The organism is Campylobacter concisus, from assembly GCF_902460895.1.
GTDB lineage: Bacteria > Campylobacterota > Campylobacteria > Campylobacterales > Campylobacteraceae > Campylobacter_A > Campylobacter_A concisus_BC.
Genome location: NZ_CABPVL010000004.1, coordinates 240,113 through 262,854, shown reverse-complemented (window position 1 = coordinate 262,854; position 22,742 = coordinate 240,113). Strand labels below are relative to the sequence as shown.

The window sequence follows — 22,742 nt, the reverse complement described above, 5'->3', positions numbered from 1 at the left end:
TTTGGATAAAAATAGTGTCAATAAATATTACCAAAGTCCGCCTAACTCGCACTTAGCTTTAATAAAATTTAATTTAAAAAATTAATTAGCAAATTTTAATAAAAAAGTCGTATAATCTAATAAGCAATTATCTTACTTCAAAGGAGAGAGCATGAAAAATTCAGGTTTATCTAGAAGAGATTTTGTGAAATTTAGCGCTATCGGAGCCACGGCACTTGGCATGGGCGCTACAAATTTAATGGCCAGTGCGATGAACGAAAAAGATGTCAAGTGGGACGAGGAGTATGATGTAGTCATCATCGGCTCAGGCTTTGCAGCTCTTGCAGCTGGAGTCACATCAGCCAAAAAAGGCAACAAAGTCGTCTTGATCGAAAAGATGGGCCGCACAGGTGGCAACTCTGTCATCAACGGCGGAATTTTTGCCGTTCCAAATAGCGACATGCAAAAGAAAGCTGGCATCAAAGATAGCACCGAGCTATTTATCAAAGACTGCTTGAAAGCAGGCCGCGGCATCAACCACGTTGATCTTTTGGCAAAGATCGGCGAGAGAGCGCAAGATGCCTACAAGCTCACACTTGATTGTGGTGCAAAATATATCGATCAGATCACTCACGCAGGCGGTCACTCAGTGCCAAGAAGCCTTCAAACAGAGGTCGGCAGTGGCGCTGGCATCGTGCTTCCTATGACTGCGACATTTGAAAAATTAGAAGGCGCGTCGATCAAAAAAAGGACAAAATTTGATGATTTTGTCTTTGACGACAAGGGCGCAGTTGTGGGCGTCATCGTCAGAGAAAACTACAAATTTGATGGCAATTTGATGAGTGACGACGTCGAAAACAAAGGTGGCGATACAAAATATATAAAAGCTAAAAAAGGCGTTGTGCTAGCAGCTGGCGGCTTTTGTAGGGATAAAATTTTTAGGCGTCTTCAAGATCCAAGGATCACGCCTGAGACAGACTCAACAAACCAACCAGGCTCAACAGCAGGCGCACTTTTAGCAGCATTTAGAGCGGGTGCTTATCCAGTTCAGCCAAGCTGGATCCAGTACGGCCCATGGGGATGTGCCGATGAGACAGGCTTTGGCGTGGGATCGATGTTTAACGTAAATGGAGCTTTTCCATTTGGAATTTCAGTCAATCCAAGAACCGGCAAACGCTACATGAACGAGCTAGCTGACCGCAGGACAAGAACTGAAGCTATGTTTAAAGTCATCCATGAGAAGGGCGAAGACGATAAAAACTTCCCTATCAACTTCTGCGACTCAAGAGCACTTCCTCACATGCTTCCAGCCCACTATGAAAAGGCTATCGCAGCTGGAATTTGCAAGAAATTTGACACACTTGAGGCTTTGGCAGCTGAGTATAAGATCCCAGTTGATGAGCTCAAAAAAACAGTCGCAAGATACAACGAATTTGTCAAAAAAGGCGTTGATGAGGACTTTGGCAAACCAGTTGCTGCGACTACGACAAAGGGCATTGATATCTCAGTTCCGCCGTTTTACGCAGAGCGTGGCACGCCAAAAGTTCACCACACAATGGGTGGCCTAAATATCAACACAAAAGCCCAAGTCATGAACTCTCAAACAGCAATGCCTATACCAAATTTATATGCAGCTGGCGAGATCACAGGTGGCGTTCACGGAGCCAGCCGTCTGGGATCAGTGGCTATAACTGATTGTTTGACATTTGGTATGATCGCTGCTGAGACTATCGGCTAAAACTACTAGTGGCAGGCATTTGCTTGCCACTATAAATTTTTAAATCTATAAACCCCGTTTTTTACTCGCTCAAAAATTTTCTTCTCTTCAAGCAGCTTAAACGTGCTTATCACGGTTGGTTTGCTCACATTTAGCTTCTCGCAAATGTCTGAAATTTTAAGCATGATAAAGCCATTTTCATCGCTTAGCTCGCAAAGTAAATTTATGATCTTTATCTTTTTCTCACCAAGAAGTGCCTTGTAAATTTCTTTTTCTAGCCCCAAATTTTATATCCTATCGCTACGCACCAAAGCGCGCCGCATAAGAAATTTGCGATCATCACAGCCGCACTTCCAGCGTCCTTTGCCGCCTTTGCTAGGGCGTGATAGTCTGGGCTTGCAAGGTCTGTTATGCGCTCAATTGCTGAGTTTAAGCACTCGCAAACTAGCACAAATGCCATGCTAAAGATCAAAAAAAGATTAAAAATAAGGTCAAATTTCCAAAAAAATAGCGAGATCGTAGCCATCAAAAATATGCAAATTTCTATGCGAAAGCTCTTTTCGTTTTTAAAAATTTCAGCCAAACCCTCTCTTGCGTAGCCAAAATTTTTAAAAAATTTATACGTTGGCTGGTTTCTCATAACTTTCCTTTTTGTGATTTTTGGCATAATTATAATTAAAAAAAGGATGAAATTTGAAACTTATTAGCTGGAATGTAAATGGGCTGCGCGCAGTCGTGGCAAAAGATGGCTTTGGCTGGCTTGATGAGGTTAAGCCTGATTTTTTAGGGCTGCAAGAGATCAAGGTCAAAGAAGATGACGTGCCAAAAGAAATTTACAACCTTGGCTTTAAAGATATAAGTGTAAATTCAGGCGCAAGGGCTGGCTACTCTGGCGTGATGAGCCTTGCTAAATTTGACGTGCAGACGCAAAAAGCGGCCTTTTTTGACGACACGGAGGGGCGAGTTTTGGAGCATAGATTTGATGATATCGTGCTTTTTAACATCTACTTTCCAAACGGTCAAAAGGACGATGAGAGGCTAGCTTACAAGATGGACTTTTACGAGAAATTTCTAGCTTACTGCAAAGAGCTAGTAAAAAGCGGCAAAGAGGTGATATTTTGCGGCGATGTAAATACCGCTCACCGCGAGATCGACCTGAAAAATCCAAAGGCAAATGCCAAAACTTCAGGCTTTTTGCCTATCGAGCGAGCGTGGATAGATGAGGTGCTAAAAAGTGGCTTTATAGATACCTTTAGAGCCGTAAATGGCGACGTTGCAGACGCCTACTCGTGGTGGAGCTACCGCTTTAACGCAAGGGCGAAAAACGTAGGCTGGAGGATTGATTATTTCTTCATTTCACAAGGGCTAAAAGATAGGCTAAAAGACGCCTTCATCCTGCCAGAGATTGTTGGTAGTGACCACTGCCCAGTTGGCATAGAGATAGAAATTTAGAGCACTCCCTCTTCTAATAGGTGGGTGATTAGGATTTTAAAGCCTAAAAATATAAGTATCGCTCCGCCTAAAAAAAGCGCCTTTTTCTCTAAAATTTCACCCATAAATTTACCGATGTAAAAGGCGGCTAGACTTAGCACAAAGCAGACTACGCCGATGATGAGTGCACTCTTAAATATACTAACCGCTTCAAAGCTAAGCGTGACGCCAACGGCGAGTGCGTCGATGCTCGTGGCAAATGCACCCACAAAAATGGTCTTAATATCCATACTTAATGACTCGCCAGCCTCGCTGCTACAGGCCTCTTTTAGCATTTTAAAGCCAAGAAAACAAAGTATAAAAAATGCGATGAAGTGATCGATAGAGCTTATAAATTTAGCAAAGCTAATGCCTAGAAAATAGCCAAGAAGCGGCATTAGAAACTGAAAAAAGCCAAGCATAAAAGCGATAAATAAAATTTTGCCAAAGCCAAGGCTTTTATACCTTGCGCCGTTTGCCATATTTAGCGCTGCGCTATCCATGCTAAGAGCGAAGCTAAGAAGTAAAAGCTGCATAAATTCCCCTCAAAAAAGGGTGAATTCTAGTGCAAAAATATTAAATTTATTTTAAGCGTTTAGATATTTTTTGTATGATTTTGCTTTAAATTTAAAAAAGGAGAGAAGATGAAGAGATCTCTTGTTATTCTTTGTGGCGCGCTTGCTTTAAATTTACAAGCCGCAAGCATGGATGATATGATAAATAAAGGTGTGAAAATCGCCACTCACGCATCAAGCGGCGACTATAAAAGCTTAGTTAGCGAGGCACTAAATGCCGCTGTTAGCGAGCTTTCAAAAGAGGGCTTTATAAACAACGCCACAGCTAAAATCCCGCTTCCAAAAAGCCTTGAAATGGCGTCAAATTTAGCCAAAAAAGTGGGCGGCGAGAAGTGGGCGCAAGACCTTAGCAAGTCGATAAACAACGCTGCGACCACGGCCGTGCCAAAGGCTGCTGAAATTTTTAGCGAGAGCATAAAAAATATGAGCGAGGCCGATGTCAAAAAGCTCTTTAACGGCGGCAGCGACAGCGTTACGAAGTATTTGCAGCAAAGCTCCAGCCAAAAGCTAAAGGCGGCATTTACGCCGATAATCGAGAAAATGATGAGTGATAATAGCTTTGCGACAGCCTATAATGGGCTAAATTCTTTCATCGGTGGCTCGGCTAAAAACAACGAAACGATAAAATCAGTCAAAAGCCTAGCTAAAAATTTAGGCGCAAGCGAATATGTGCCAGATGATGGCGAGGATCTAAACGCATATATCACGAGAAAGACGCTAGATGGGCTATTTAACGTAATGAGCGAGAAGGAAAAAGGGCTAAGAAGCGGCTTTAGCCTAGATAGCGGCAAAAAGGTGCTTGACTCGATCTTTAAATGAGAAATTTAAGCGCTCAAAACAGAGCCGACATCGCTCTTATCGTAGTTGCCATCGTTTGGGGCGCTACGTTTTTACCCATGGCAAACGCGCTAAAGACAAATGGCGTCTTTGTCATGCTCTTTTGCCGGTTTTTTCTCTCGGCTATCTTTATGGGCTTTGTCGCGCTTAAATTTACTAAGAAATTTGATAAAAAGAGCGTCATCTACGGCGTTATCCTTGGTGCAGTGCTGTTTTTGTCATTTACAACGCAGACTTATGCCCTAAAGCTTACATTTAGCTCGAGCGTCGCCTTTATCACGGGGCTTGAGTGCGTGATAGTCCCTTTTATGGCGGCGGTGTTTTTTAAAAATAAGATAAGCATTTTTGCCATTTTTGGCGCGATCATCGCTATTTTTGGGCTTTGGCTCTTAAGTGGCGCCACGCTAGCACTTGGGAGCGGCGAGGCGTTAGCTCTTGTTTGTGCGATATTTTATGCGCTTTATACTACGCTAAATGGCCACTTTGTAAGAAAGAGCGAGCTTTATTTGCTTGTCTTTGTGGTCTTTCTCACAAATGCCATGCTTTCACTTGTTTTTGCGTTTTTTCAGGGCAGTATCGTGCCAAATTTTGATAGGGAATTTTTCATAGCGATATTTATCACGACGGTGATTGGCACCATTTTTTGCTACTTTGTCCAAACGATCGCCCAAAGATATACGACCGCTAGCAAGGCGGCCCTATTTTTCTGCCTAGAGCCAGTCTCTGCTGGGCTAATTGGCTACTTTTTTGCTGGTGAGATACTTAGCATCTGGCAAATTTTTGGAACCATGCTCATCATCTTTGGCGTCATTTTTAGCGAATTTGGCAAGTAAATTTACTCTAAATTTAAGCTTTAAAATACAAAAAGCTTCATTTGCGACTCTATTTTCTCGTCTATAAACTCGCCGTCAAATCTCTCTTTTAACATCGCTAAAACCGCCTTTTCATCGTAGTTTTTAGCTCCGTTTATCTCAAGGTGCCAGCAGATATTCTCAGCAGCTTCTTGCACGCTTCGTCTAGCGATCCTAGTTTCGTTTAAAATTTCGCTTTTGTAAGCGATGTCTTGCTCGTTTAGCCACGCTTCAAGCCTATCTACTACGTTTTTTTGAGAGAGCACGCGGCCAAATTTTTCAAAAAACGGCTCAAGTAGGTCAGAGCTTCTAGGCTTGTCCCAGCCAAGATAGAGCTTTTGCTTGGCGCAGTTTTGAAATTTAGCAAAATCTTCATCGCTCGCAATGGCTGGGCTCATCGTGCAAATGGCGATATCAAAGAGCCTTGCTGGCTTAAATTCTCTCCACGAGCAAATCTCGCTACTTAAATTTGTCACGCCAAATCTCTTTGCGTCTTCGTTTAAAATTTCTATCATCTTTTCAGAGCTATCTATGCCTGTTATATGCTTAGCCGTTTTTGATAAAAATATGCTCCAAACGCCCGTGCCACAGCCTATATCTAAAATTTCTTTACCGTTAAAGTCTATCCCCCAAGCCAAGGCTTTACCAAAAATTTGCTGCTGTATAGTGCTGATCTTGCCGTCAAATCTTTGGTAGTTTGACGCCTTTTTATCCCATAAATTTTGCATTTTAGCTCCTTATTTTTGGTTATAATTTTAGCAAAAAAGGTCAAAAATGAGAGATTTTATATATCACGTCACCATCCCACCACAAGCCATCGACATGCACGGACATATGAATAATGTCTATTATTTCATCCTTATGCAAGAGGCCGCATTTGCCCACTCCGCCGCTGTTGGCGACACAGTCGAGGCGCAGTATAAAAGGGGTGAAATTTGGCTCATTAGAAAAAATGAAGCAAAATATATAAAAAGCGCAAAGCTGATGGATAAGATAGAAATTCACACCTACACGCAGACTGAGGGTAAGGCGACATCTTGCAGATATTTTGAGTTTAAAAAAGATGGCGAGCTAATAGCAACTGGCAAGACAGAGTTTGTCTATATCGATCTAAAGACAAACCGCCCAAAAGCTATCCCGGCTGAGATCATCGCGCTTTACTCGTGACCGCACTCGTTGCAAACGCCTTTTATCACGGCGCTTTTTATATTTTTAGCGACGCTTAGGCGTGGCATGTCGATGTTTGTTACTTTGTGGCAGACGTCGCAGATGAAGTAGGCTTTTGCTTCATTTGCTAGCTCGTAGTAGCTCTTGTGGTTGTTTTCAGTTTTTATAACGAGATTTTCTTTTTCAAAAATTTCCATACTTCTATAAAAAGTCGTCTTGTTTGCGTCAAGGCCCTCTAAAATTTCATCATAGCTTAGCGGTGTTTTGGCGTTTTGTAAAATTTCAACAAGCTTTATTCGAAGCGTCGTAGCCTTGATATTGTGCTCTTCTAAGAAATTTCTCGCGTTCATCTTTGCCCTTTTATTTTGCGTATATTAACGCTAAAAGATTTAAACTATATTTAAAAGAAAAGGCTAAATTTAGGCATTTGCTTTTTAAGTTGCAACCAAGTTGCATTTTGCTAAACTTCGCAATTATTTTTTAAAGGAGAGATAATGAGAAAAATTATCGTTTTTTTAGCTGTTTGTGCTTTGTCTCTTTTTGCAAAGCCGGTTGTGACTACTAGCATACTGCCAACGAAATTTTTTGTCGAGCAGATCGCTGGAGATACGCTTAGCGTAAATGCGATGGTTGGCAAAGGGGCTGATCCGCACACCTATGAGCCAAAGCCAAAGCAGATGAAGGAGCTTGAAAAGAGCGAGCTTTACTTTGCTATCGGCATCGAGTTTGAGGACGCGTGGCTTGATCGCTTCTCAAAGACATTTAAAAATTTACGCATCGTAAAGACGCAAGAGGGCATCGAAAAGATCGCTATGAGCGAGGAGCATGAACATGAAGAGCACCACGAGCACAAGCACGAGGGTGAGCATAAGCATGAGCACCATGACCACGAGGGCGAGCACCATCACCACCACCATGACGGCCTTGACCCACACATCTGGCTTGACCCTATCTTAGTAAAAACTCAAGCTGATAATATCGCAAAGGCGCTAATAGAGAAATTCCCGCAAAATGCAAAGCTTTATGAGGAGAATTTGGCTAAATTTAAAGCTAGCCTTGACGAGCTTGATAGCTTTATCAAAAACGAGCTAAAAGATGTCAAAACTCGCGAATTTATCGTATATCACCCATCTTGGGGCTACTTTGCAAAGCGCTATGATTTAGAGCAGATCGCTATCGAGATAGAGGGCAAAGAGCCAAAGCCAGCTGAGTTAAAAGAGCTCATCGAAGAAGCAAAAGAGCACGGCGTAAAGGTCATTTTCGTAGCTCCACAATTTCCAACAAAGGCTGCAAATTTGATCGCAAAAGAGACTGGCTCAAAGGTCGTCATGATAGACCAACTGCCTGAAAACTGGCTAGCCGAGATGAAAAAAACGGCTGAAATTTTCGCAAAAAGTCTATAAAAATGTTAGCACGCCTGATCGTCATTTGCCTACTAGCGATAAATGCCTTCGGGTGTGCTCTATGCTCGCTTTATAGTCCAACAGCTCACGTGAGCGCGAAATTTGTCGCGCAAGAAAATAACATCACGCAGATAGCCTTTACTTGGACTTTCTCGCAAAATTTCTCAGACCTGATGAAGCAAAATTTTGACCTAAATCAAGATGAAAAGATAGATGAAAAAGAGCTTAGAAAGATCCGCTTAAATTTGCTAGACTACCTCGTGCCAAGGCACTATCTAACGGACATTGAGTATTATTATAAGGATGAAAACGCCACTAAAATAGAGCCAAATTTAAATAATTACAAGCTCTATTTTGATGAGGGCAGGCTTAAATTTGATGTTAGTTTTAAGACAAATTTAGTGGTCGCTGATGGTCTTGTCGTGTCGGTTGATATGGAGGATAAAGAGGGCTATTTTAACTTCAAATTCACGCAAAATAACGCATTTTTGGTGGGTGAAAGCTTCTGGGCGATACCAAATTCAAACTCAAATTTGATATTTTTTACATTTTCAAGCAAAGAAGCAGCCAAAGCTCACAACGAGAAGCCAGCGCTTAAAGAGCTGCTAAAAGAGCCAGTAGCAGGCGCGAGCGATGAGAATTTAAGCCAGATAGATAAGATCGATGAGGCGAAATTTGACATCGTCTCAAAAACTAGCCTAAGCTTGCTTGATAGGCTAAAGCAAATTTTAAGAAGCGTGGATTATAAAAGTCCGCTTGCACTGCTATTTTTGGCATTTATCTCATTTGGCTATGGCTTCTTGCACGCTGCTGGAGCAGGCCATGGTAAGGTGCTAACAAGCTCATATTTTGCCGCAACTGGAGGCAGCTACAAAAGGGCGTTTTTATTTGCACTAAAGATCGGCTTTTTGCACATCGTGGGTGCATTTGTCTTTGTCTTTGCTAGCTTTTTACTGCTTCGTGAAGTAAGCAGCGACCTCACAAAGGACACTGCTAGCATAACGACTGCGTTTTCTGGCGTCGTGATCTTTTTTCTGGCGATTTTTATGCTCATTAAAAAGATCAAATTTTACCTCTCAAACAAAAATGAAACTAAAATTTATATTTTTAGATCAAATCTAAGTCAAAATTTGAGTAAAAATACAAAATTTAAAAGCGAATGTGGCTGTCAAATTTGCTCAACCAAAAAGCCAAAGAGCAAAGAGGAGTGGCTAGTAGCGGCCGCTGCGGCTCTGGTGCCCTGTCCTGGCACGATACTAGTTTTTGTGCTGGCAAATGAGATAGGTAGCTACTTTGCAGGCGTGATAAGTGGCGTATTTATGGCGCTTGGCATGAGCGTGGTGATATTTGTAGCGGCAGTTTTTGGCTCAAAGATCAGCACGAATATTAAGCTAAAAAAGTTTAAAATCTACGCAGAATTTGTAGCCCTTGGCATCATGCTTTGGCTTGGACTTTTCATTTTTGTCACGACATTTACGCAAAAGAGTCTGTTTTGAAAGATATTATAAAAATTAGAAATTTAAACTTTAGCTACGATAAACAAGTCGTTTTAGAGGATATTAACTTAAACTATAGTAGCGATGAGTTTTTAGCGATAATCGGTCCAAATGGCGGGGGCAAAAGCACGCTTTTAAAGCTCATTTTGGGACTGCTTAAGCCTCAAAGTGGCGAGATCAAGCTCTTTGGTAAAGAACCAAGCGAGGTTAGTAAATTTATAGGCTACGTGCCGCAAAATTTCCTCTCAAATCAAAGCTTTCCGATGATGGTTTTAGAAGTCGTTTTAATGGGGCTAATCGATAAAAAAATCTTTGGTTTTTACTCAAAAGATGAAAAAGCCCTTGCTCTAAGTGCCCTTGAAAAAGTCGGCATGAGGGAGTTTGCAAACGCGAGGATCGGCGAGCTAAGTGGCGGTCAAAGGCAGCGCGTCTATATCGCTAGAGCGCTTTGCGCAAATGCAAGAGTGCTCATCTTAGATGAGCCAACAGCCAGCATCGACACAAAAGGGCAGGCTGAAATTTATGAAATTTTAAAGGGCATAAACACAAATGGCGTGGGCGTGGTTTTGGTAAGTCACGACCTAAATATCGTGCTAAATTACGCTACAAAGATCGCTTACGTGAGTAAAAATTTACACATTCATAAAACCCATGAAAACCTTGCAAAGAGGGAATTTATCGAGCATCTAGCTAGAACGCACAGCCATTTTTGTGATGTCGAGATCGCACTTGGCGAGTGCGGTTGTGAAAAAACAAAGAGCAATGTTTTTAAATTTTAAAGAGAGAAAATGAGTGAAATTTTAGAGTTAAATTTTATGCAAAATGCCTTTATTGCTGGCATTTTAGTAAGCATAATATGCGGCATGATAGGCTCGCTTGTGGTGATAAATAAGATGACTTTCATCGCTGGAGGCATCGCACACGGCGCATATGGCGGCATAGGGCTTGCATTTTTCTTCTCACTCGAGCCACTTTTTGGAGCGAGTATATTTTCACTATTTTTAGCGCTCATCATCGCCACGATCACGCTAAAAGACAAGACAAACATCGACTCTGTTATAGGCGCTATTTGGGCGATTGGCATGGCGATTGGCATCATTTTCATCGATCTCACACCTGGCTATAACGCCGATCTTATGAGCTATCTTTTTGGCTCGATCCTTGCAGTTAGCGGCACAGATATTATCTTTATGAGCGTTTTAGACCTCTTGTTTTTGGCGCTCATCGCGCTTTTTTACCGCCAGTTTGTGGCGATCAGCTTTGATGCGGAGTTTGCAAAACTTCGCGGGGTCAATACGACATTTTTTCACTATCTGCTAGTTTGCATGATGGCGCTTTGCGTGGTGGCTACGATCCGCGTCGTGGGGCTAATACTTGTCATCGCTCTACTTACCATACCGCCTTATATTGCGCAAATTTTTGCCAAAAGACTTGGGCTAATGATGCTTATCTCAACCATTTTTTCTATCATTTTTTGCTTTATCGGCCTTGTGATCAGCTTTTATTTCAACCTCACAGGCGGAGCTAGCATCATCTTAGTCGCCTCGCTTTGCTTTTTTGCATTTAGCTTTAAATTTAAAAGCTTGCGCTCGTAGCTCTTTTTAACCTAAAAAGCGTCCAAGCCAAAAAGCAAATCGCCGTAAAATAGACGCTAAAAAATAGCGCTAGCCACATAAATTTGATCTCAAGCCCCAGCCAAAAGACCACCGCGTAAAAAAGCGAGCATTGAAGCACGAGCTGTCTAAAGCCATTTAGCAAAAAGATCGCTACTGGGCGTTTTATCGCCTGCAAAGTGCTGCCTGAGATGTTTATCGTGCCGTAAGCCATGTAGGCAAGTGAGTTGATGCCAAGGTAGAGTTTGGCTACCTCAAGCACGGCTGGCGTGTTGTCAAAGAGTTTGATCGCGCTCTCACCAAAAAGCCTTATAAAGATGTAGGCAAAGACGCAGTAGATGAGCAAAAAAAGAAGCGATAGTTTGTAACACTGCAATACTCTTTGAAAGCTCTTAGCGCCGTAGTTTCTTGAGACTATGCTTAAAACTGCAGCTGCCATGCCGATGGTTGGAAGCACTAAAATTTGCTCGATCCTTAAGGCTATACCATAACCTGCCACTGCATTTACGCCGTAAAAACTCACAAATTTTAAAAGCACGAGCGAGCCAAGCGACATCGAGAGGTAGTTTAGGCAAGCTGGCAAGGCTTGCTTTAGTATCTTTGCCCAGACGGCGAAATTTGGTACGAAGTAGCCTAAATTTCTAGGATCTATCATCTTGCTCTTTCTTACTTTAAAAAAGAGATAGAGCATGCCTAAAAACTGCACGCTAGCCGTCGCTAGAGCAAGGCCCTTTACGCCAAGATCAAAGCTAAAGGCAAAAAGATAGCAAAAAAATGCGTTGATAAAAAGGCCGCAAAATAGCCAGTTGCGGTAGCTTTTAGTATCGCCAAGCGCGACTAGAACGCCGTTAAGTGATTTTATAAGCAAGAAAAATGGAGCTGCAAGAAAGATGACACCAGCGTAGTCAAGCGCCTCTTTGATGTAGTGATGATCAGCTCCTAAAAGGATTAGTAAATTTGGTGCTAGCAAGTAGCCACATAGCCCCATAAATAGGGCAAAAAGAAGCACGAAGATGATGCCATTTGAGGCGTAAAGTTTAGCCATTTTTGGTTTGTTTGCGCCTAGGCTGTTGCCTATTAGCGCGGTGAGTGCCGAGCCAAAGCCAAGCCCGATGCCAACGACGCTTAGATAGAGCAAAAAGCTCATCGCCATGCCAGCAACTGCTATGGTAGAAATTTTAGCGGCGAAAAATGTGCCAGTGACGTTGTAAAGGGTGTTAAACATCATGCCCACGCCAGCTGGCAATGAGAGCGAGATGATTAGTTTATTTAGCGGGTCTTTTAGTAGGTCCAAGCTGCCTTCTTGTTAAATTTCATATGAGCTAAGTTCTATCAAATTTCCATCAAAGTCGTAAATATATAAACTCTTCATTGCTCCCAGAGCTCCATTTCGCCTAACGATGCCAAGCTCGATCTTTACGCCTTTTGCAAGAAGCTCCGAGCGCACGTCTTCTATGTCGTCTTCAACTATTAAACATATATCAGCACTGCCCTTTGTTGGGTGCTTTGCCGCAGGTAAAAACTCGCCCTCAAACCTATGTAAATTTATCTTTTGTGAGCCAAAATTTAGGCTAATGTGACCGTCTTTCTGAGCTAGTCGCATGCCTAAAATGTCGCAGTAAAATTTAAGCGCCTCTTCAACGTCGCTTACTACTATCACGATGTGATCTAAATTTTTATCTGCATTTTGGCTCACATCTTTATTTTTGATCTCTTAATGCCCTTTTTCTAGCGTAGATATTTATGCACTCAACCGCTAGTGAGAAGCCCATCGCAAAGTAGATGTAGCCTTTTGGCACATGCACGCCAAAACCATCAAGCACGAGCGCAAAGCCAACTAGCACCAAAAATGCTAGTGCGAGCATTTTTATCGTTGGGTTGTTATCGACAAATTCAGAGATCGCCTTTGAGGCAAACATCATCACGCCAACTGCGATGATGACGGCAAGTATCATGATGTCGATGTGCTGAGCCATGCCAACTGCGGTGATAACGCTATCAAGCGAAAAGACTATGTCTAAAATGCCTATTTCTAGGATAGTTGCAAAAAATCCTGGATGAGATTTGCTCTCGTGAGCCTCTTCATGCTTGCCAGTGGCGTTTGCGTGGATCTCCATTGATGATTTTACTATCAAAAATAGACCGCCTATTATGAGCACTAGATCGCGCCCAGTGATGCTAAGCTCGCCTATGCTAAAGAGCGGCTTTGTAAGCTTCATGATCCAAAATAGCGAAAGTAGCAGGATGATCCTAGTGATCATCGCAAAGCCAAGCCCTAAAATGCGGCCTTTACCCCTTTGCTCTGGCGGCAGTTTGCCTACTAAAATAGCGATAAATATGATGTTATCTATGCCTAAAACTATCTCCAAGCCAGTTAGCGTAAGTAGCGATATCCACGCCTCTGGCGAACTCAACCATTCAAACATTTACTTCCTTTGTTAAAATTTTTATTATGCTCTCAGGCAAAATTTCATGCTCTATGGCGTGAATTTTAGCCTCCCACTCATCTAAACTCATGCCGTCCTCTCGCTCAAACGCCCTTTGCGCGATCAGTTTGCCCCCATCAAGCTCCTCACTCACGTAATGCACGCTCACGCCGCCTATCATCATGTCGCTCTCAAAGCTCTCCTTTATCGCATGCGCGCCCTTAAAAAGCGGCAGGATAGATGGGTGAAGGTTTATGGCTTTTATCTGCGCCGTAAAAACTGGTGTTAGTATCCTCATAAAGCCTGCAAGTACCGTAAGATCTGCCCCACTTTTTAAAATTTGCTCCACCAAAACAGCGTCAAATTCCTCACGATTTTTAAATTTAGCACTTTCTATTATCGTCGTTTCAAGCCCAAATTTTTTAGCTCGATCTATGCCAAATGCACCTGGCTTATTACAGATACAAAGGCAAACCTCGATCTTTACGCCGTTAAAAATTTGATTATGAACTTTTTTAAGTATCGCTTCTAAATTTGAGCCACTGCCGCTAAAAAGCACGGCTATCTTTTTCGTAAGCATTTTACTCCTTTGATGATGTCTGTTGGCTCGAGCGCGTAGCTGTTTTTGCCAAAATTTCTAAGGCTAAGCGCGTGAGCTAGGGTGGCTGAGATAGCAGCACCAAGAGGCTCGTAGCCCTGAGCCAAAAGTGCTAGCACAAGGCCGCTTAGCACGTCGCCACTGCCGCCTTTTGCAAGCGTGTTTTTGCCATAAGGCATGACGTAAATTTGCCCCTCTTTGGCGATTATGGTATTTGCCCCTTTTAGCACAAGAACAGCCTTAAATTTCTCACTCCAAGCCTTAGCGTAAGCGTATCTGTTTTCTTGCAAAGTTTGCACATCTATATCGGCTATTTTGCAAATTTTTAAAAGCGAGCAAAACTCCTTTGGATGAGGTGTCAAGACGCAGTTTTTGCTTAGTAGATCAAGCACTTTTGGGCTGTAAAAGATATCAGCGTCAAGGACAAGCATTTTGCCTTTTAAATTTTGCACCTCAAGCTCTTCTACGCCCTTTTTGCCAAGCCCCATGCCAAGGGCTCCAGCGTTCATTTTCTCACTTATCTTGCTAGCTTGCATGATATGCGTTGGTAAATTTAAACCCTGCTCACCTATCACGCTAACTAGCCCAGCCCCAAAGGCAAATGCCGCCTTTGCACAAAGCTTGCTAGCTCCTATGTGCTCGCCAGATACGATAAATGCGTGGCCAAAGTCGCCCTTATTTACGCACTGATTTTTTCTATTTGGAAGCATGAGATCACTTTTTTCAAGCAGGTGATAGTCGCTCTCGCACTCGTAGTTTTGAGCGCTTATGCCAAGTGTGGCAACCTTTATCTTGCCAACGTAGTCCTTTGCCACGTCACTATAAAGAGCTAGCTTTCTAGCTCCCATCGTGATCGTTGCGTCTGCTTTTATGCAAGCGCCAAGCACCTTGCCCTCGCTACTTAGCCCACTTGGCACGTCGCAAGCGATGATGTAAGCAGGGCTAGCGTTTATTTTTGAGATGAGATTAGTTAAATTTTGATCCAAAGCTCTATTTAGCCCTGAGCCAAAAAGCCCGTCTATGAGGCATTTTGCACTATTTAAGCTATTTTCTATATTTTTGCTCTCTCGCACGCTGGCAAATTTAGCTCGATCGAGCTGTTTAATGGCAAGTGGCTTTAAATTTTTAATAGCTAGGATAAATTCACACTCATACTCACCCTCTAGCATCCTTAAAGCACAAAGCACGTCAGCGCCGTTGTTTCCGCCACCGCAAACGCCAAGCACTCTCTCGCCTTTTTTAAATTTCTTACGAATGAAATTTGCTATGGCTGTGGCTGCATTTTCCATTAAAAGCTCTTCACTAAGGCCAAATTTTTCGCTCGCTCGCTCGTCTAAAACTCTCGTGTCTAAATATAAATTTTTCATTCTATGCCCTAAAACTAAGCGCCTCTAAGATGTGGGGCTTTAAAATTTGCTCACTCTCATCAAGATCGGCGATGCTTCTAGCCACTCTAAGCGTCCTTTTTATGCCCCTTTGAGAGAGGTTGTACTTTGTGGCGGCCTTTTGTAAAATTTCACTTGCCTCGGCATTTAACGTGCAAAATTTAGCCACCTGCGCGTCGCTAAGCTTGCCATTTAGCTCCTCTTGAGCGCGCTTTTTTTGAAATATAAAGGCTTTTAAAACCATCTCGCTCATCTGCTTTGAGCTTAAACTTGCCTTGTCGCCTGGAGAGCTCTCATCCATCGCGACCTTTAGATCGATGCGGTCAAGCACTGGGGCTGAAATTTTGGCTTTGTAGTTTTTGATCTCATTTTCACTGCATTTGCAGTTTAAATTGCGGGAGAATAAATTTCCACAAGGGCAGGGATTTTGCGCGGCGACGAAGATAAATTTTGTTTCGTAAGTCACTTTTGAATTTACCCTTGCGATGTGGATTTGATTATCTTCAAGTGGCTCTCTGAGGCTTTCTATCACCTGTTTAGGAAAGTGTGGGAACTCATCAAAAAATAGCACTCCGCCATTTGCAAGCGCGATCTCGCCGATCTTTGCGACGTTTGAGCCACCGCCAAAGATCGAGCTTTTAGTAGAGGTGTGATGCGGCGAGCGAAAGGCTCTAGTGCTTGTAAATTCGCTATCTTGCAGGTTTAGCGAGCGGTAGGCGGCGGACTTTAGCACCTCTTCTAGGCTTTGTGGTGCCATGATATAGACGAGGCGTTTTGCGCACATGCTCTTGCCGCTGCCTGGGCTGCCTTCAAATAGGATATTGTGCATGCCAACGGCTGCAATGACGCAGGCTCTTTTGGCTCTTTCTTGACCCAAAACGTCCTTAAAATCAAGCTCGAAGCTTAAATTTGGAACATATATTTTGCCGCCAACTTCTATCACATTTGAAAATAGCTCGTGTGTGGCGTTAAAATGAGTGCTTTTAGCAAATTCTGCGTCGCTAAAAAATTTTATCGCCTCCTCTAGTGTGCTAACGCCATAAACCTCTAAATTTGGGATCATCGAAGCTTTGGGCGCTATCTCACTAGGTACTAAAATTTTTGCATTTTGCACCTGCGTGCTTAAAAAAAGTAGGATCGAAAACAAATTTGCCGTGCTTTTTACGCTGCCGTCTAGCCCAAGCTCGCCAAAAACAAAAATTTTCTCCAAGCTTTTTGCCTTTTGAAGGGCGATTAAAAGGGCGATACTTAGGTCAAAATGTGAGCCACTTTTTGGCAGGTCTGAGGGAGATAAATTTATGGTTATTTTCTGAGCCGGAAAGGCAAAGTCAAGCGCTAAAAGTGCCGCCTTTACACGCTCTGTACTCTCTTTGATGCTGGTACTTGCAAGACCCACGATGCTAAAGCCAGGAAGCCCACGAGAAAAGATAGACTCAACATCAATGATCTTTAGTCCGTCGCCGTAAGTAGCACATTTTAGGGACTTCATGATGTCTTTTCTTTTTTCTGCTTTTTGTATTCCTTGTCGAATTTTTTGCGTTTGTTAAAGCCTATTTTTTCTATAAAAAGATGTCCGTCTAGGTGGTCATTTTCATGCTGTATAGCGATCGCTAGTAGCCCATCAGTTTTTAAGGTCTGCTCCTTGCCAAAGCGGTCTTGAAATTTGATAGCAACTACCTCACTTCTTTTAACGTCCTCATAGTAGCCAGGCACGCTAAGGCAGCCCTCTTGATAGACGCACTCGCCCTCACGTAGCTCAAATTTTGGGTTTATAATCTCGATTAAATTTTCTTTATCTTGCACGCCCTCTTCGTTGGCTAAATTTATGATGAAAATTCTCTTTGCAACGCCTATTTGTATGGCTGCAAGACCGATGCCTTCTTTTGCGATCATCGTCTCATACATATCATCAAGAAGTTTGTGAAGCTTCTCATCGAAAATCTCAACCTCTTTTGAAATTTCATAAAGCTTTTTATTTGGATAGGATAAAACTTCTAGGATCAAACTAATTCTCTGCTTTCTCGTCTAAAAATAGTGGCTCATTTAGGTCTTGGTTGGTCTCAAGCTTGTCAAGCGCGTGAGAGAGCAACTCTTCGGTGCTTTTTGTCTTTGAGATCATGCTTGAGACTATCTGCACTTCGAGCTTGCACTCTTCGTTGTCGATCTTCCAAGGCATAGATGAGAGCATGTTTAAAATTCTCGCACACGCTTGCTTTGTGCCGTTTTCGTCGGTGTATTTCATCACCATAGCAAAGCAGCCATCGCCGTAGTGAGCGACTATATCGCTTCTACGTGAAGTTCTTAAAAGAAGCTGCGACATGCTTTTAAACATATTGTTTCGCTCTTTTAAATTTTTAACGCGGTTTGCAAATTTGTCTTTTATCTTGACTAGCAAAAATGAGGCATTATAGCCGTAGCGCTTAACAGATTCGATCTCGCTGCTTATGGTCGCTACTAGAAATTTCTTGTTATAGACCTCGTATGTTGTGTCATAGATCGACTGCTCTTCGATCGCCTTAAACATCTTGCCGACCTCTTCGTAGCTCATCTTGATGACGTCAAGGTGCTTGTCCATGAGGTCGTTTAGCTTGATAAGGTCTTGGTTAAAGGCGCTTAAGACATTTTGCAGTGCAAGGACGTTTGTGTTGTTTTTAAGCCCATCCATGCGCTTTTGCACTAGGCTTCTCATAACGCCTAAATTTTTATAGATGAGCACGACTGCTTGAAGCATGCTCTTTATCTGGATAAAGCCTTGTTTTACCTCTTTTTCGATAGAGATATTGCCGTTTGTTGGCACTGAGCTTTCAGAATTTGCCACGATGATATCGCCGATCTCTTTTCTAAACTCATCTGACTGTCCATCAAGCATCTTTTCAAAGTAGATAGAGTAGTTTGTCGGCGTAGATGGGACGTTGTCGTCGCTTAGTTCGTGCAAAACGTCCTCTGAAAATTTATAGATATTTACCTTTTCTTTTTTGACAGCTGGCTTTGCTTCAGCTGCTTTTCTTTTCGGATCTGGTGCGTTATCTATCTTTATCACTTTGGACCTTATTTAAAACTTTTCTCCAAAATTTTATCGACAAGTCCGTACTCTTTAGCCTCTGCTGAGCTCATAAAGAAGTCGCGCTCAGTATCTTTTACGATCTTGCTTAGTTTTTGACCTGTATTTTTTGCCAAAATTCCATTTAAAATTTCTTTCAAACGTAAAATTTCACGAGCTTGTATCTCGATATCAGTCGCTTGTCCTCTAGCACCGCCGAGTGGTTGGTGTATCATGATACGAGAATTTGGCAGCGCATATCTCTTACCAGGTGCGCCACAGCTTAGTAAAAACGCGCCCATACTAGCGGCCTGACCGATGCAGATAGTGCAAACATCTGGCTTTATGTAGTTCATCGTGTCATAGATGCTAAAGCCACTTGTTATCACGCCGCCTGGTGAGTTTATATAAAGGTAGATATCTTTATCTGGATCCTCAGCCTCTAAAAATAGCAGCTGAGCGACGATAGAAGCAGCCATGCCGTCCTCTATCTCGCCACTTAGCATAACGATCCTGTCTTTTAAAAGACGGGAGTATATATCATAGCTTCGCTCACCTCTACTAGTTCTTTCAACTACGACAGGAACGTAATAGCTCATTACTCAGCCTTCTCTTTTTTGCTTGCTTTTTTCTCGTCTTTTTCTTTGTTGAAAAGCTCGCTAAATAGCTTCTCTTCGATCATCGACATCTTTATAGCTGGAAGCATGCCTTGGTTGCGGTACATCTCAAGGTGTGCTTTTGGATCTTGGCCGCTTCTATACGCCTCAAAATAGATCGCTTGAACGACCTCTTGATCGCTCACTTTCACGCCTCTTACGCGAGCTAGCTCATCGATGATGAAAGTTAGGCGAACGCTATTTTCAGCGTCTTTTCTATACTCGTCACGTTTTTTAGCTAGAGCGTCTTTGTCTTCTCTAAATTTCTTCATATCATCTGGAGTAAATGAGCTCCATGCGTTTCTAAACTGCATATCGATCTCTTGCTCTACGATATTTTTTGGCACGTCAAATTTAAATTTCTCAACCGCAGCTTCAGCAAATTTTGGTTTTAGCTCTTCGTTTATAAGTTTATAAATTTTCTCTTGGCGAATTTGCTCTTTTATACGCTCTTCAAGTAGCTCTTCAGTTGGTTTTTCTTCGTTTGGAAGGATAGTTTTTAGCATCTCTTCATCTAGTTTTTCAGGGATCTTTCTCTCTTGAATTTCATGAAGTTTGACTTTAAAAACAGCGTCTTTGCCAGCTAAATGTGCAGCGCCATAGTTTTCTGGGAATTTAACCTCGATATCTTTTTCGCCGCCAGCTTTTATGCCTACCATGCCATCTTCAAAGCCTGGGATAAATTGATTTGAGCCGATCTCAAGCACGTAGTTTTCAGCCTTGCCACCATCAAATGCAACGCCATCAACAAAGCCCTCAAAGTCAAATTTAGCAAAATCGCCCACTTTTAGGCCTCTTTTGCTCTCTACTTTTTCAAGTGGAGCTATCATTTTTAGAAGTTCAGTTTTCTTCTCATCGATATCTTTTTTCAAAACGCGTGGGTTTGAAAACTCAGGTATCAAGCTCTCATAGCCGCTCACATCGACGCTTGGCTTAAATGAAACTGTTAGCTCAATGTCGATCTTGTCATCTTTTCTATCAAATTTTGAAACGATAGGCTCGCCGATAAGGTCGTCATTTTTCTTGCCTGCTTTTTTGATAGCCTCTTCGACTACATCTCTTAAGACATCTTGCTCAGCGTCGTTTGTCAGCTCTTTCTCGTAGCGTTTTAGCACGACAGCGACTGGCACATGGCCTTGTCTAAAACCATCTACTTTCATAGTTTTTGCCGCTTTTTTTGCTAGTTTTTCTACGCTAGACTTTATAGCATCTGCACTTATAGTTGTGCTTGCTAGGGTATTTACGCTATCTAGAGCTTTGATTTTGATTTCCATCGAATTCCTTTATGAATACAAATTTTTAGCCCAAAATATAGCAGAATTTTCCTTATTTCATTGTAAATTTGTAAATTTTTATAGATATAAAAGGCGTTTTAACGTAGAATTTGGCGATAAAATTACGGAGAAAATTTATGCAAGAGAGTTTTGAAAATTCAGTTAAAAATATGCTAACTATCATCGGCGAAGATCCAAACAGAGAGGGGCTTATTAAAACCCCAGAGCGCGTTTATAAAGCTTTTAAATTTCTAACTAGCGGATACGATCAAGACCCAAAAGAAGTCCTTGGTGACGCGCTATTTACCAGCTCAAATAACGAAATGGTTTTAATGCGAAATATCGAGTTTTACAGCCTTTGCGAGCACCATTTGCTGCCTATTATCGGCCGCGTGCATGTGGCGTACATCCCAAATGGCAAAGTTGTTGGCCTTAGTAAAATTCCACGCATGGTAAATATCTACGCCAGACGCTTGCAAATTCAAGAGCAGATGACCGAGCAGATCGCAAAGGCACTTGAGGACGTTATCGCTCCAAAAGGCGTTGGTGTCGTAGTTGAGGCAAGGCACATGTGTGTTGAGATGAGGGGCGTGGAGAAGATAAACTCGACTACTACGACCTCGGCGCTTAGAGGCTGCTTTATCAAAAACGCAGACACAAGGCGAGAGTTTTTCTCGCTGATAAATTCGCCTAGGGAAACGCATTTTTGAGTTTAGAGCGTATAAATTCAAAGCTTAAAGAGGGCGTGAAGCTCTCAAATACCTTCGGCGTCATCACAAAGATCACGGCTACTACGATAGAGATCACCGGACTTCGCCCAAGTATCGGCGACATCGTGCGCATAGTGGCAAAAGACAAGAGTAAAAACGGCCTTGGCATGGTCACGCAGATAAAGACAGACGGCGCTTACATCAGCCCATTTGGCTTTGTCGAGGGCTTTAGGATAGGCGACTTTGTCTATGAGAGCGATCAGGGCATGAGCATACCGGTGGGGCCAAATTTACTTGGTCGCGTGGTCGATCCATTTATGAAGCCCATTGACGGCAAAGGGGCGATCGATACGACTGAATATATGCCGATCATGAGAGCACCCATAGATGCGATGAAAAGGGGGCTTATAAACGAGCCTTTTAGCGTTGGCATAAAGACGATAGATGGGCTGCTTACTTGTGGCAAAGGGCAAAAGCTAGGAATTTTTGCGGGATCTGGCGTGGGCAAATCAACCCTCATGGGGATGATCGTAAAAAATACGCTAGCTCCCATAAAAGTAGTCGCGCTAATAGGCGAGCGTGGCCGTGAGGTGCCTGAATTTATCGAAAAAAACTTAGGCGGCGACCTGGAGGGCACGGTCATCATCGTAGCAACCAGCGATGATAGCTCGCTCATGCGAAAATACGGCGCATTTTGTGCGATGAGCGTGGCTGAATACTTCAAACAGCAGGGCAACGACGTGCTTTTCATTATGGATAGCGTCACGCGTTTTGCGATGGCGCAGCGTGAGATCGGCCTTGCGCTTGGCGAGCCACCGACTTCAAAGGGCTATCCGCCAAGCTCGCTCACACTCTTGCCCCAGCTAATGGAGCGTGCTGGCAAAGAGGAGGGCAAGGGCAGTATCACGGCATTTTTCACCGTGCTAGTCGAGGGCGATGATATGAGCGACCCGATAGCTGACCAAAGCCGCTCTATCCTAGACGGACACATCGTGCTAAGCCGCGAGCTAACGGACTTTGGCATCTACCCACCTATCAATATCCAAAACTCGGCCTCGCGTGTCATGGGCGACGTGATCGGCAAAGAACACAAGCTAAATGCGATGAAATTTAAGCGCCTCTACTCGCTTTTAAAAGAAAATGAGGTCTTGCTTCGCATCGGCGCATATCAAAAGGGTAGCGACAAGGAGCTTGACCTTGCTATCTCGAAGAAAGAATTTATGGAGAGCTTTTTAAAACAAAGCTCAGAAGAGGCCTTTGCGCTTGAAGAGGTCGAAGAGTTGCTTGATAAGATCAATCAGTAAATTTCTCTATAAATTTGACTACTAAAATTTCATAGCCTTTTAAATTTATTATTAAAAAGATCGATAAATTTTGCTTTTTTGGTGCGAAAAAGTGCTGATGTAAAAAGTGTGGTAGAAAATTTGAAATTTATAGGGTTTTGCTAGGTTAAATTTCACGGAGCGGGCGATTTTTTGTGTTAGGCAAAAAACGATAAAGTGTTTTAAAAAAGTAGTCACGCTAGCGCTTCAAATGGCAGATAAA

Annotated in this window: 26 protein-coding genes; 11 read left to right on the top strand and 15 right to left on the bottom strand. The window is 42.6% G+C overall.

Translation table 11 applies throughout. The features are described 5' to 3' along the window. Positions 1-151 precede the first annotated feature (151 nt). Complete coding sequence (locus F3G98_RS07890) at positions 152-1,717, top strand: flavocytochrome c (protein ID WP_149725984.1); 1,566 nt, start codon at positions 152-154, stop codon at positions 1,715-1,717. A 29-nt stretch (positions 1,718-1,746) separates the two neighbouring features. On the opposite strand, the gene F3G98_RS07885 is transcribed toward F3G98_RS07890, so the two are convergent. Together F3G98_RS07885 and F3G98_RS07880 are read right to left on the bottom strand one after the other, a co-directional pair. After that, positions 1,747-1,980 (bottom strand): winged helix-turn-helix domain-containing protein, encoded by a 234-nt coding sequence (locus tag F3G98_RS07885; RefSeq protein ID WP_004317364.1) that lies wholly within the window; start codon positions 1,978-1,980, stop codon positions 1,747-1,749. Continuing rightward, positions 1,971-2,336, bottom strand: coding sequence for a diacylglycerol kinase (locus F3G98_RS07880; protein WP_004317396.1), 366 nt, complete (start codon positions 2,334-2,336; stop codon positions 1,971-1,973). Before F3G98_RS07880 ends, F3G98_RS07885 begins: the two co-directional genes overlap by 10 nt. 53 nt (positions 2,337-2,389) lie before the next feature. Here F3G98_RS07880 and F3G98_RS07875 point away from each other — a divergent pair, with 53 nt between their 5' ends. Then, positions 2,390-3,148: an exodeoxyribonuclease III gene (locus tag F3G98_RS07875; RefSeq protein ID WP_004317338.1), complete on the top strand. Its 759-nt coding sequence runs from the start codon at positions 2,390-2,392 to the stop codon at positions 3,146-3,148. Here F3G98_RS07875 and F3G98_RS07870 read toward each other — a convergent pair. Continuing rightward, positions 3,145-3,702 (bottom strand): manganese efflux pump MntP, encoded by a 558-nt coding sequence (locus F3G98_RS07870; protein ID WP_021087026.1) that lies wholly within the window; start codon positions 3,700-3,702, stop codon positions 3,145-3,147. The genes F3G98_RS07875 and F3G98_RS07870 overlap by 4 nt on opposite strands. Before the next feature lie 108 nt (positions 3,703-3,810). Between F3G98_RS07870 and F3G98_RS07865 the strand changes: the two genes are divergently transcribed. Together F3G98_RS07865 and F3G98_RS07860 are read left to right on the top strand one after the other, a co-directional pair. Beyond that, entirely contained in the window at positions 3,811-4,560 is a 750-nt protein-coding gene (locus F3G98_RS07865) for a DUF4197 domain-containing protein (protein ID WP_103580060.1), read from the top strand. Beyond that, a complete protein-coding gene (locus F3G98_RS07860; protein WP_149725983.1) occupies positions 4,557-5,411 on the top strand; it encodes a DMT family transporter in 855 nt (284 codons plus the stop codon). The genes F3G98_RS07865 and F3G98_RS07860 overlap by 4 nt, the downstream gene beginning before the upstream one ends. Positions 5,412-5,431: 20 nt before the next feature. Here the strand turns inward: F3G98_RS07860 and F3G98_RS07855 are convergent, their stop codons facing one another. Then, positions 5,432-6,157 carry a class I SAM-dependent methyltransferase gene (locus F3G98_RS07855; protein WP_149725982.1) on the bottom strand — a complete coding sequence of 242 codons (726 nt, stop codon included), beginning with the start codon at positions 6,155-6,157 and terminating at the stop codon, positions 5,432-5,434. Between the two features lie 46 nt (positions 6,158-6,203). Between F3G98_RS07855 and F3G98_RS07850 the strand changes: the two genes are divergently transcribed. Beyond that, positions 6,204-6,596 carry an acyl-CoA thioesterase gene (locus F3G98_RS07850; RefSeq protein ID WP_103597840.1) on the top strand — a complete coding sequence of 131 codons (393 nt, stop codon included), beginning with the start codon at positions 6,204-6,206 and terminating at the stop codon, positions 6,594-6,596. Here the strand turns inward: F3G98_RS07850 and F3G98_RS07845 are convergent. Next, entirely contained in the window at positions 6,587-6,946 is a 360-nt protein-coding gene (locus F3G98_RS07845) for a Fur family transcriptional regulator (protein WP_103597841.1), read from the bottom strand. The genes F3G98_RS07850 and F3G98_RS07845 overlap by 10 nt on opposite strands. Positions 6,947-7,090: 144 nt before the next feature. Between F3G98_RS07845 and F3G98_RS07840 the strand changes: the two genes are divergently transcribed. The 4 genes from F3G98_RS07840 to F3G98_RS07825 are packed head-to-tail and all read left to right on the top strand — an operon-like array spanning position 7,091 to position 11,090. After that, complete coding sequence (locus tag F3G98_RS07840; RefSeq protein ID WP_103608688.1) at positions 7,091-7,999, top strand: metal ABC transporter solute-binding protein, Zn/Mn family; 909 nt, start codon at positions 7,091-7,093, stop codon at positions 7,997-7,999. A 2-nt stretch (positions 8,000-8,001) separates the two neighbouring features. Continuing rightward, positions 8,002-9,495 carry a nickel/cobalt transporter gene (locus F3G98_RS07835; protein ID WP_103608687.1) on the top strand — a complete coding sequence of 498 codons (1,494 nt, stop codon included), beginning with the start codon at positions 8,002-8,004 and terminating at the stop codon, positions 9,493-9,495. Beyond that, the gene (locus F3G98_RS07830) at positions 9,492-10,274 is read left to right on the top strand and encodes a metal ABC transporter ATP-binding protein (RefSeq protein WP_103608686.1); all 783 of its coding nucleotides are present in this window, start codon (positions 9,492-9,494) and stop codon (positions 10,272-10,274) included. The genes F3G98_RS07835 and F3G98_RS07830 overlap by 4 nt, the downstream gene beginning before the upstream one ends. A 9-nt stretch (positions 10,275-10,283) precedes the next feature. Then, positions 10,284-11,090 (top strand): metal ABC transporter permease, encoded by an 807-nt coding sequence (locus F3G98_RS07825; RefSeq protein ID WP_004317440.1) that lies wholly within the window; start codon positions 10,284-10,286, stop codon positions 11,088-11,090. Here the strand turns inward: F3G98_RS07825 and F3G98_RS07820 are convergent. Genes F3G98_RS07820 through tig form a run of 10 tightly spaced genes read right to left on the bottom strand, consistent with a single transcriptional unit; the run spans position 11,071 to position 20,487 of the window. Further along, the gene (locus F3G98_RS07820; protein WP_103608685.1) at positions 11,071-12,402 is read right to left on the bottom strand and encodes an MATE family efflux transporter; all 1,332 of its coding nucleotides are present in this window, start codon (positions 12,400-12,402) and stop codon (positions 11,071-11,073) included. The two genes, F3G98_RS07825 and F3G98_RS07820, sit on opposite strands and share 20 nt — an antisense overlap. Positions 12,403-12,414: 12 nt before the next feature. Next, positions 12,415-12,804 carry a VOC family protein gene (locus tag F3G98_RS07815; RefSeq protein ID WP_103608684.1) on the bottom strand — a complete coding sequence of 130 codons (390 nt, stop codon included), beginning with the start codon at positions 12,802-12,804 and terminating at the stop codon, positions 12,415-12,417. Between the two features lie 4 nt (positions 12,805-12,808). Continuing rightward, positions 12,809-13,534, bottom strand: coding sequence for a TerC family protein (locus F3G98_RS07810; protein ID WP_021087117.1), 726 nt, complete (start codon positions 13,532-13,534; stop codon positions 12,809-12,811). After that, entirely contained in the window at positions 13,527-14,114 is a 588-nt protein-coding gene (gene purN / locus F3G98_RS07805) for a phosphoribosylglycinamide formyltransferase (protein ID WP_149725981.1), read from the bottom strand. The genes F3G98_RS07810 and purN overlap by 8 nt, the downstream gene beginning before the upstream one ends. Continuing rightward, positions 14,096-15,499 carry an NAD(P)H-hydrate dehydratase gene (locus F3G98_RS07800; RefSeq protein ID WP_149725980.1) on the bottom strand — a complete coding sequence of 468 codons (1,404 nt, stop codon included), beginning with the start codon at positions 15,497-15,499 and terminating at the stop codon, positions 14,096-14,098. The genes purN and F3G98_RS07800 overlap by 19 nt, the downstream gene beginning before the upstream one ends. 1 nt (position 15,500) lies before the next feature. Continuing rightward, complete coding sequence (locus F3G98_RS07795; RefSeq protein ID WP_103608681.1) at positions 15,501-17,006, bottom strand: YifB family Mg chelatase-like AAA ATPase; 1,506 nt, start codon at positions 17,004-17,006, stop codon at positions 15,501-15,503. Further along, on the bottom strand, positions 17,003-17,521 hold the full coding sequence (gene def, locus F3G98_RS07790; protein WP_103608680.1) for a peptide deformylase: 519 nt from the start codon (positions 17,519-17,521) through the stop codon (positions 17,003-17,005). Before def ends, F3G98_RS07795 begins: the two co-directional genes overlap by 4 nt. A gap of 1 nt (position 17,522) precedes the next feature. Next, positions 17,523-18,557: a GGDEF domain-containing protein gene (locus F3G98_RS07785; protein ID WP_149725979.1), complete on the bottom strand. Its 1,035-nt coding sequence runs from the start codon at positions 18,555-18,557 to the stop codon at positions 17,523-17,525. A gap of 8 nt (positions 18,558-18,565) precedes the next feature. Continuing rightward, a complete protein-coding gene (gene clpP / locus F3G98_RS07780; protein ID WP_004317374.1) occupies positions 18,566-19,156 on the bottom strand; it encodes an ATP-dependent Clp endopeptidase proteolytic subunit ClpP in 591 nt (196 codons plus the stop codon). After that, positions 19,156-20,487, bottom strand: a complete 1,332-nt coding sequence (tig, locus tag F3G98_RS07775) for a trigger factor (RefSeq protein ID WP_149725978.1) — start codon at positions 20,485-20,487, stop codon at positions 19,156-19,158. The genes clpP and tig overlap by 1 nt, the downstream gene beginning before the upstream one ends. Before the next feature lie 137 nt (positions 20,488-20,624). Here tig and folE point away from each other — a divergent pair, with 137 nt between their 5' ends. Next, complete coding sequence (gene folE / locus F3G98_RS07770) at positions 20,625-21,197, top strand: GTP cyclohydrolase I FolE (RefSeq protein WP_004317386.1); 573 nt, start codon at positions 20,625-20,627, stop codon at positions 21,195-21,197. Next, the gene (gene fliI, locus F3G98_RS07765; protein ID WP_103611287.1) at positions 21,194-22,501 is read left to right on the top strand and encodes a flagellar protein export ATPase FliI; all 1,308 of its coding nucleotides are present in this window, start codon (positions 21,194-21,196) and stop codon (positions 22,499-22,501) included. The genes folE and fliI overlap by 4 nt, the downstream gene beginning before the upstream one ends. The last annotated feature ends 241 nt before the right edge of the window (positions 22,502-22,742 follow it).

What these genes read in the sequence shown, in the direction of transcription:
- F3G98_RS07865 (WP_103580060.1), top strand. Translation starts at nt 3,811, where the DNA reads ATGAAGAGATCTCTTGTTATTCTTTGTGGCGCGCTTGCTTTAAATTTA.
- F3G98_RS07835 (WP_103608687.1), top strand. Translation starts at nt 8,002, where the DNA reads ATGTTAGCACGCCTGATCGTCATTTGCCTACTAGCGATAAATGCCTTC.
- clpP (WP_004317374.1), bottom strand. Translation starts at nt 19,156, where the DNA reads ATGAGCTATTACGTTCCTGTCGTAGTTGAAAGAACTAGTAGAGGTGAG.
- F3G98_RS07890 (WP_149725984.1), top strand. Translation starts at nt 152, where the DNA reads ATGAAAAATTCAGGTTTATCTAGAAGAGATTTTGTGAAATTTAGCGCT.
- F3G98_RS07860 (WP_149725983.1), top strand. Translation starts at nt 4,557, where the DNA reads ATGAGAAATTTAAGCGCTCAAAACAGAGCCGACATCGCTCTTATCGTA.
- F3G98_RS07870 (WP_021087026.1), bottom strand. Translation starts at nt 3,702, where the DNA reads ATGCAGCTTTTACTTCTTAGCTTCGCTCTTAGCATGGATAGCGCAGCG.
- F3G98_RS07850 (WP_103597840.1), top strand. Translation starts at nt 6,204, where the DNA reads ATGAGAGATTTTATATATCACGTCACCATCCCACCACAAGCCATCGAC.
- F3G98_RS07795 (WP_103608681.1), bottom strand. Translation starts at nt 17,006, where the DNA reads ATGAAGTCCCTAAAATGTGCTACTTACGGCGACGGACTAAAGATCATT.
- F3G98_RS07810 (WP_021087117.1), bottom strand. Translation starts at nt 13,534, where the DNA reads ATGTTTGAATGGTTGAGTTCGCCAGAGGCGTGGATATCGCTACTTACG.
- F3G98_RS07880 (WP_004317396.1), bottom strand. Translation starts at nt 2,336, where the DNA reads ATGAGAAACCAGCCAACGTATAAATTTTTTAAAAATTTTGGCTACGCA.
- F3G98_RS07855 (WP_149725982.1), bottom strand. Translation starts at nt 6,157, where the DNA reads ATGCAAAATTTATGGGATAAAAAGGCGTCAAACTACCAAAGATTTGAC.
- F3G98_RS07825 (WP_004317440.1), top strand. Translation starts at nt 10,284, where the DNA reads ATGAGTGAAATTTTAGAGTTAAATTTTATGCAAAATGCCTTTATTGCT.
- F3G98_RS07800 (WP_149725980.1), bottom strand. Translation starts at nt 15,499, where the DNA reads ATGAAAAATTTATATTTAGACACGAGAGTTTTAGACGAGCGAGCGAGC.
- F3G98_RS07840 (WP_103608688.1), top strand. Translation starts at nt 7,091, where the DNA reads ATGAGAAAAATTATCGTTTTTTTAGCTGTTTGTGCTTTGTCTCTTTTT.
- tig (WP_149725978.1), bottom strand. Translation starts at nt 20,487, where the DNA reads ATGGAAATCAAAATCAAAGCTCTAGATAGCGTAAATACCCTAGCAAGC.
- folE (WP_004317386.1), top strand. Translation starts at nt 20,625, where the DNA reads ATGCAAGAGAGTTTTGAAAATTCAGTTAAAAATATGCTAACTATCATC.
- F3G98_RS07845 (WP_103597841.1), bottom strand. Translation starts at nt 6,946, where the DNA reads ATGAACGCGAGAAATTTCTTAGAAGAGCACAATATCAAGGCTACGACG.
- purN (WP_149725981.1), bottom strand. Translation starts at nt 14,114, where the DNA reads ATGCTTACGAAAAAGATAGCCGTGCTTTTTAGCGGCAGTGGCTCAAAT.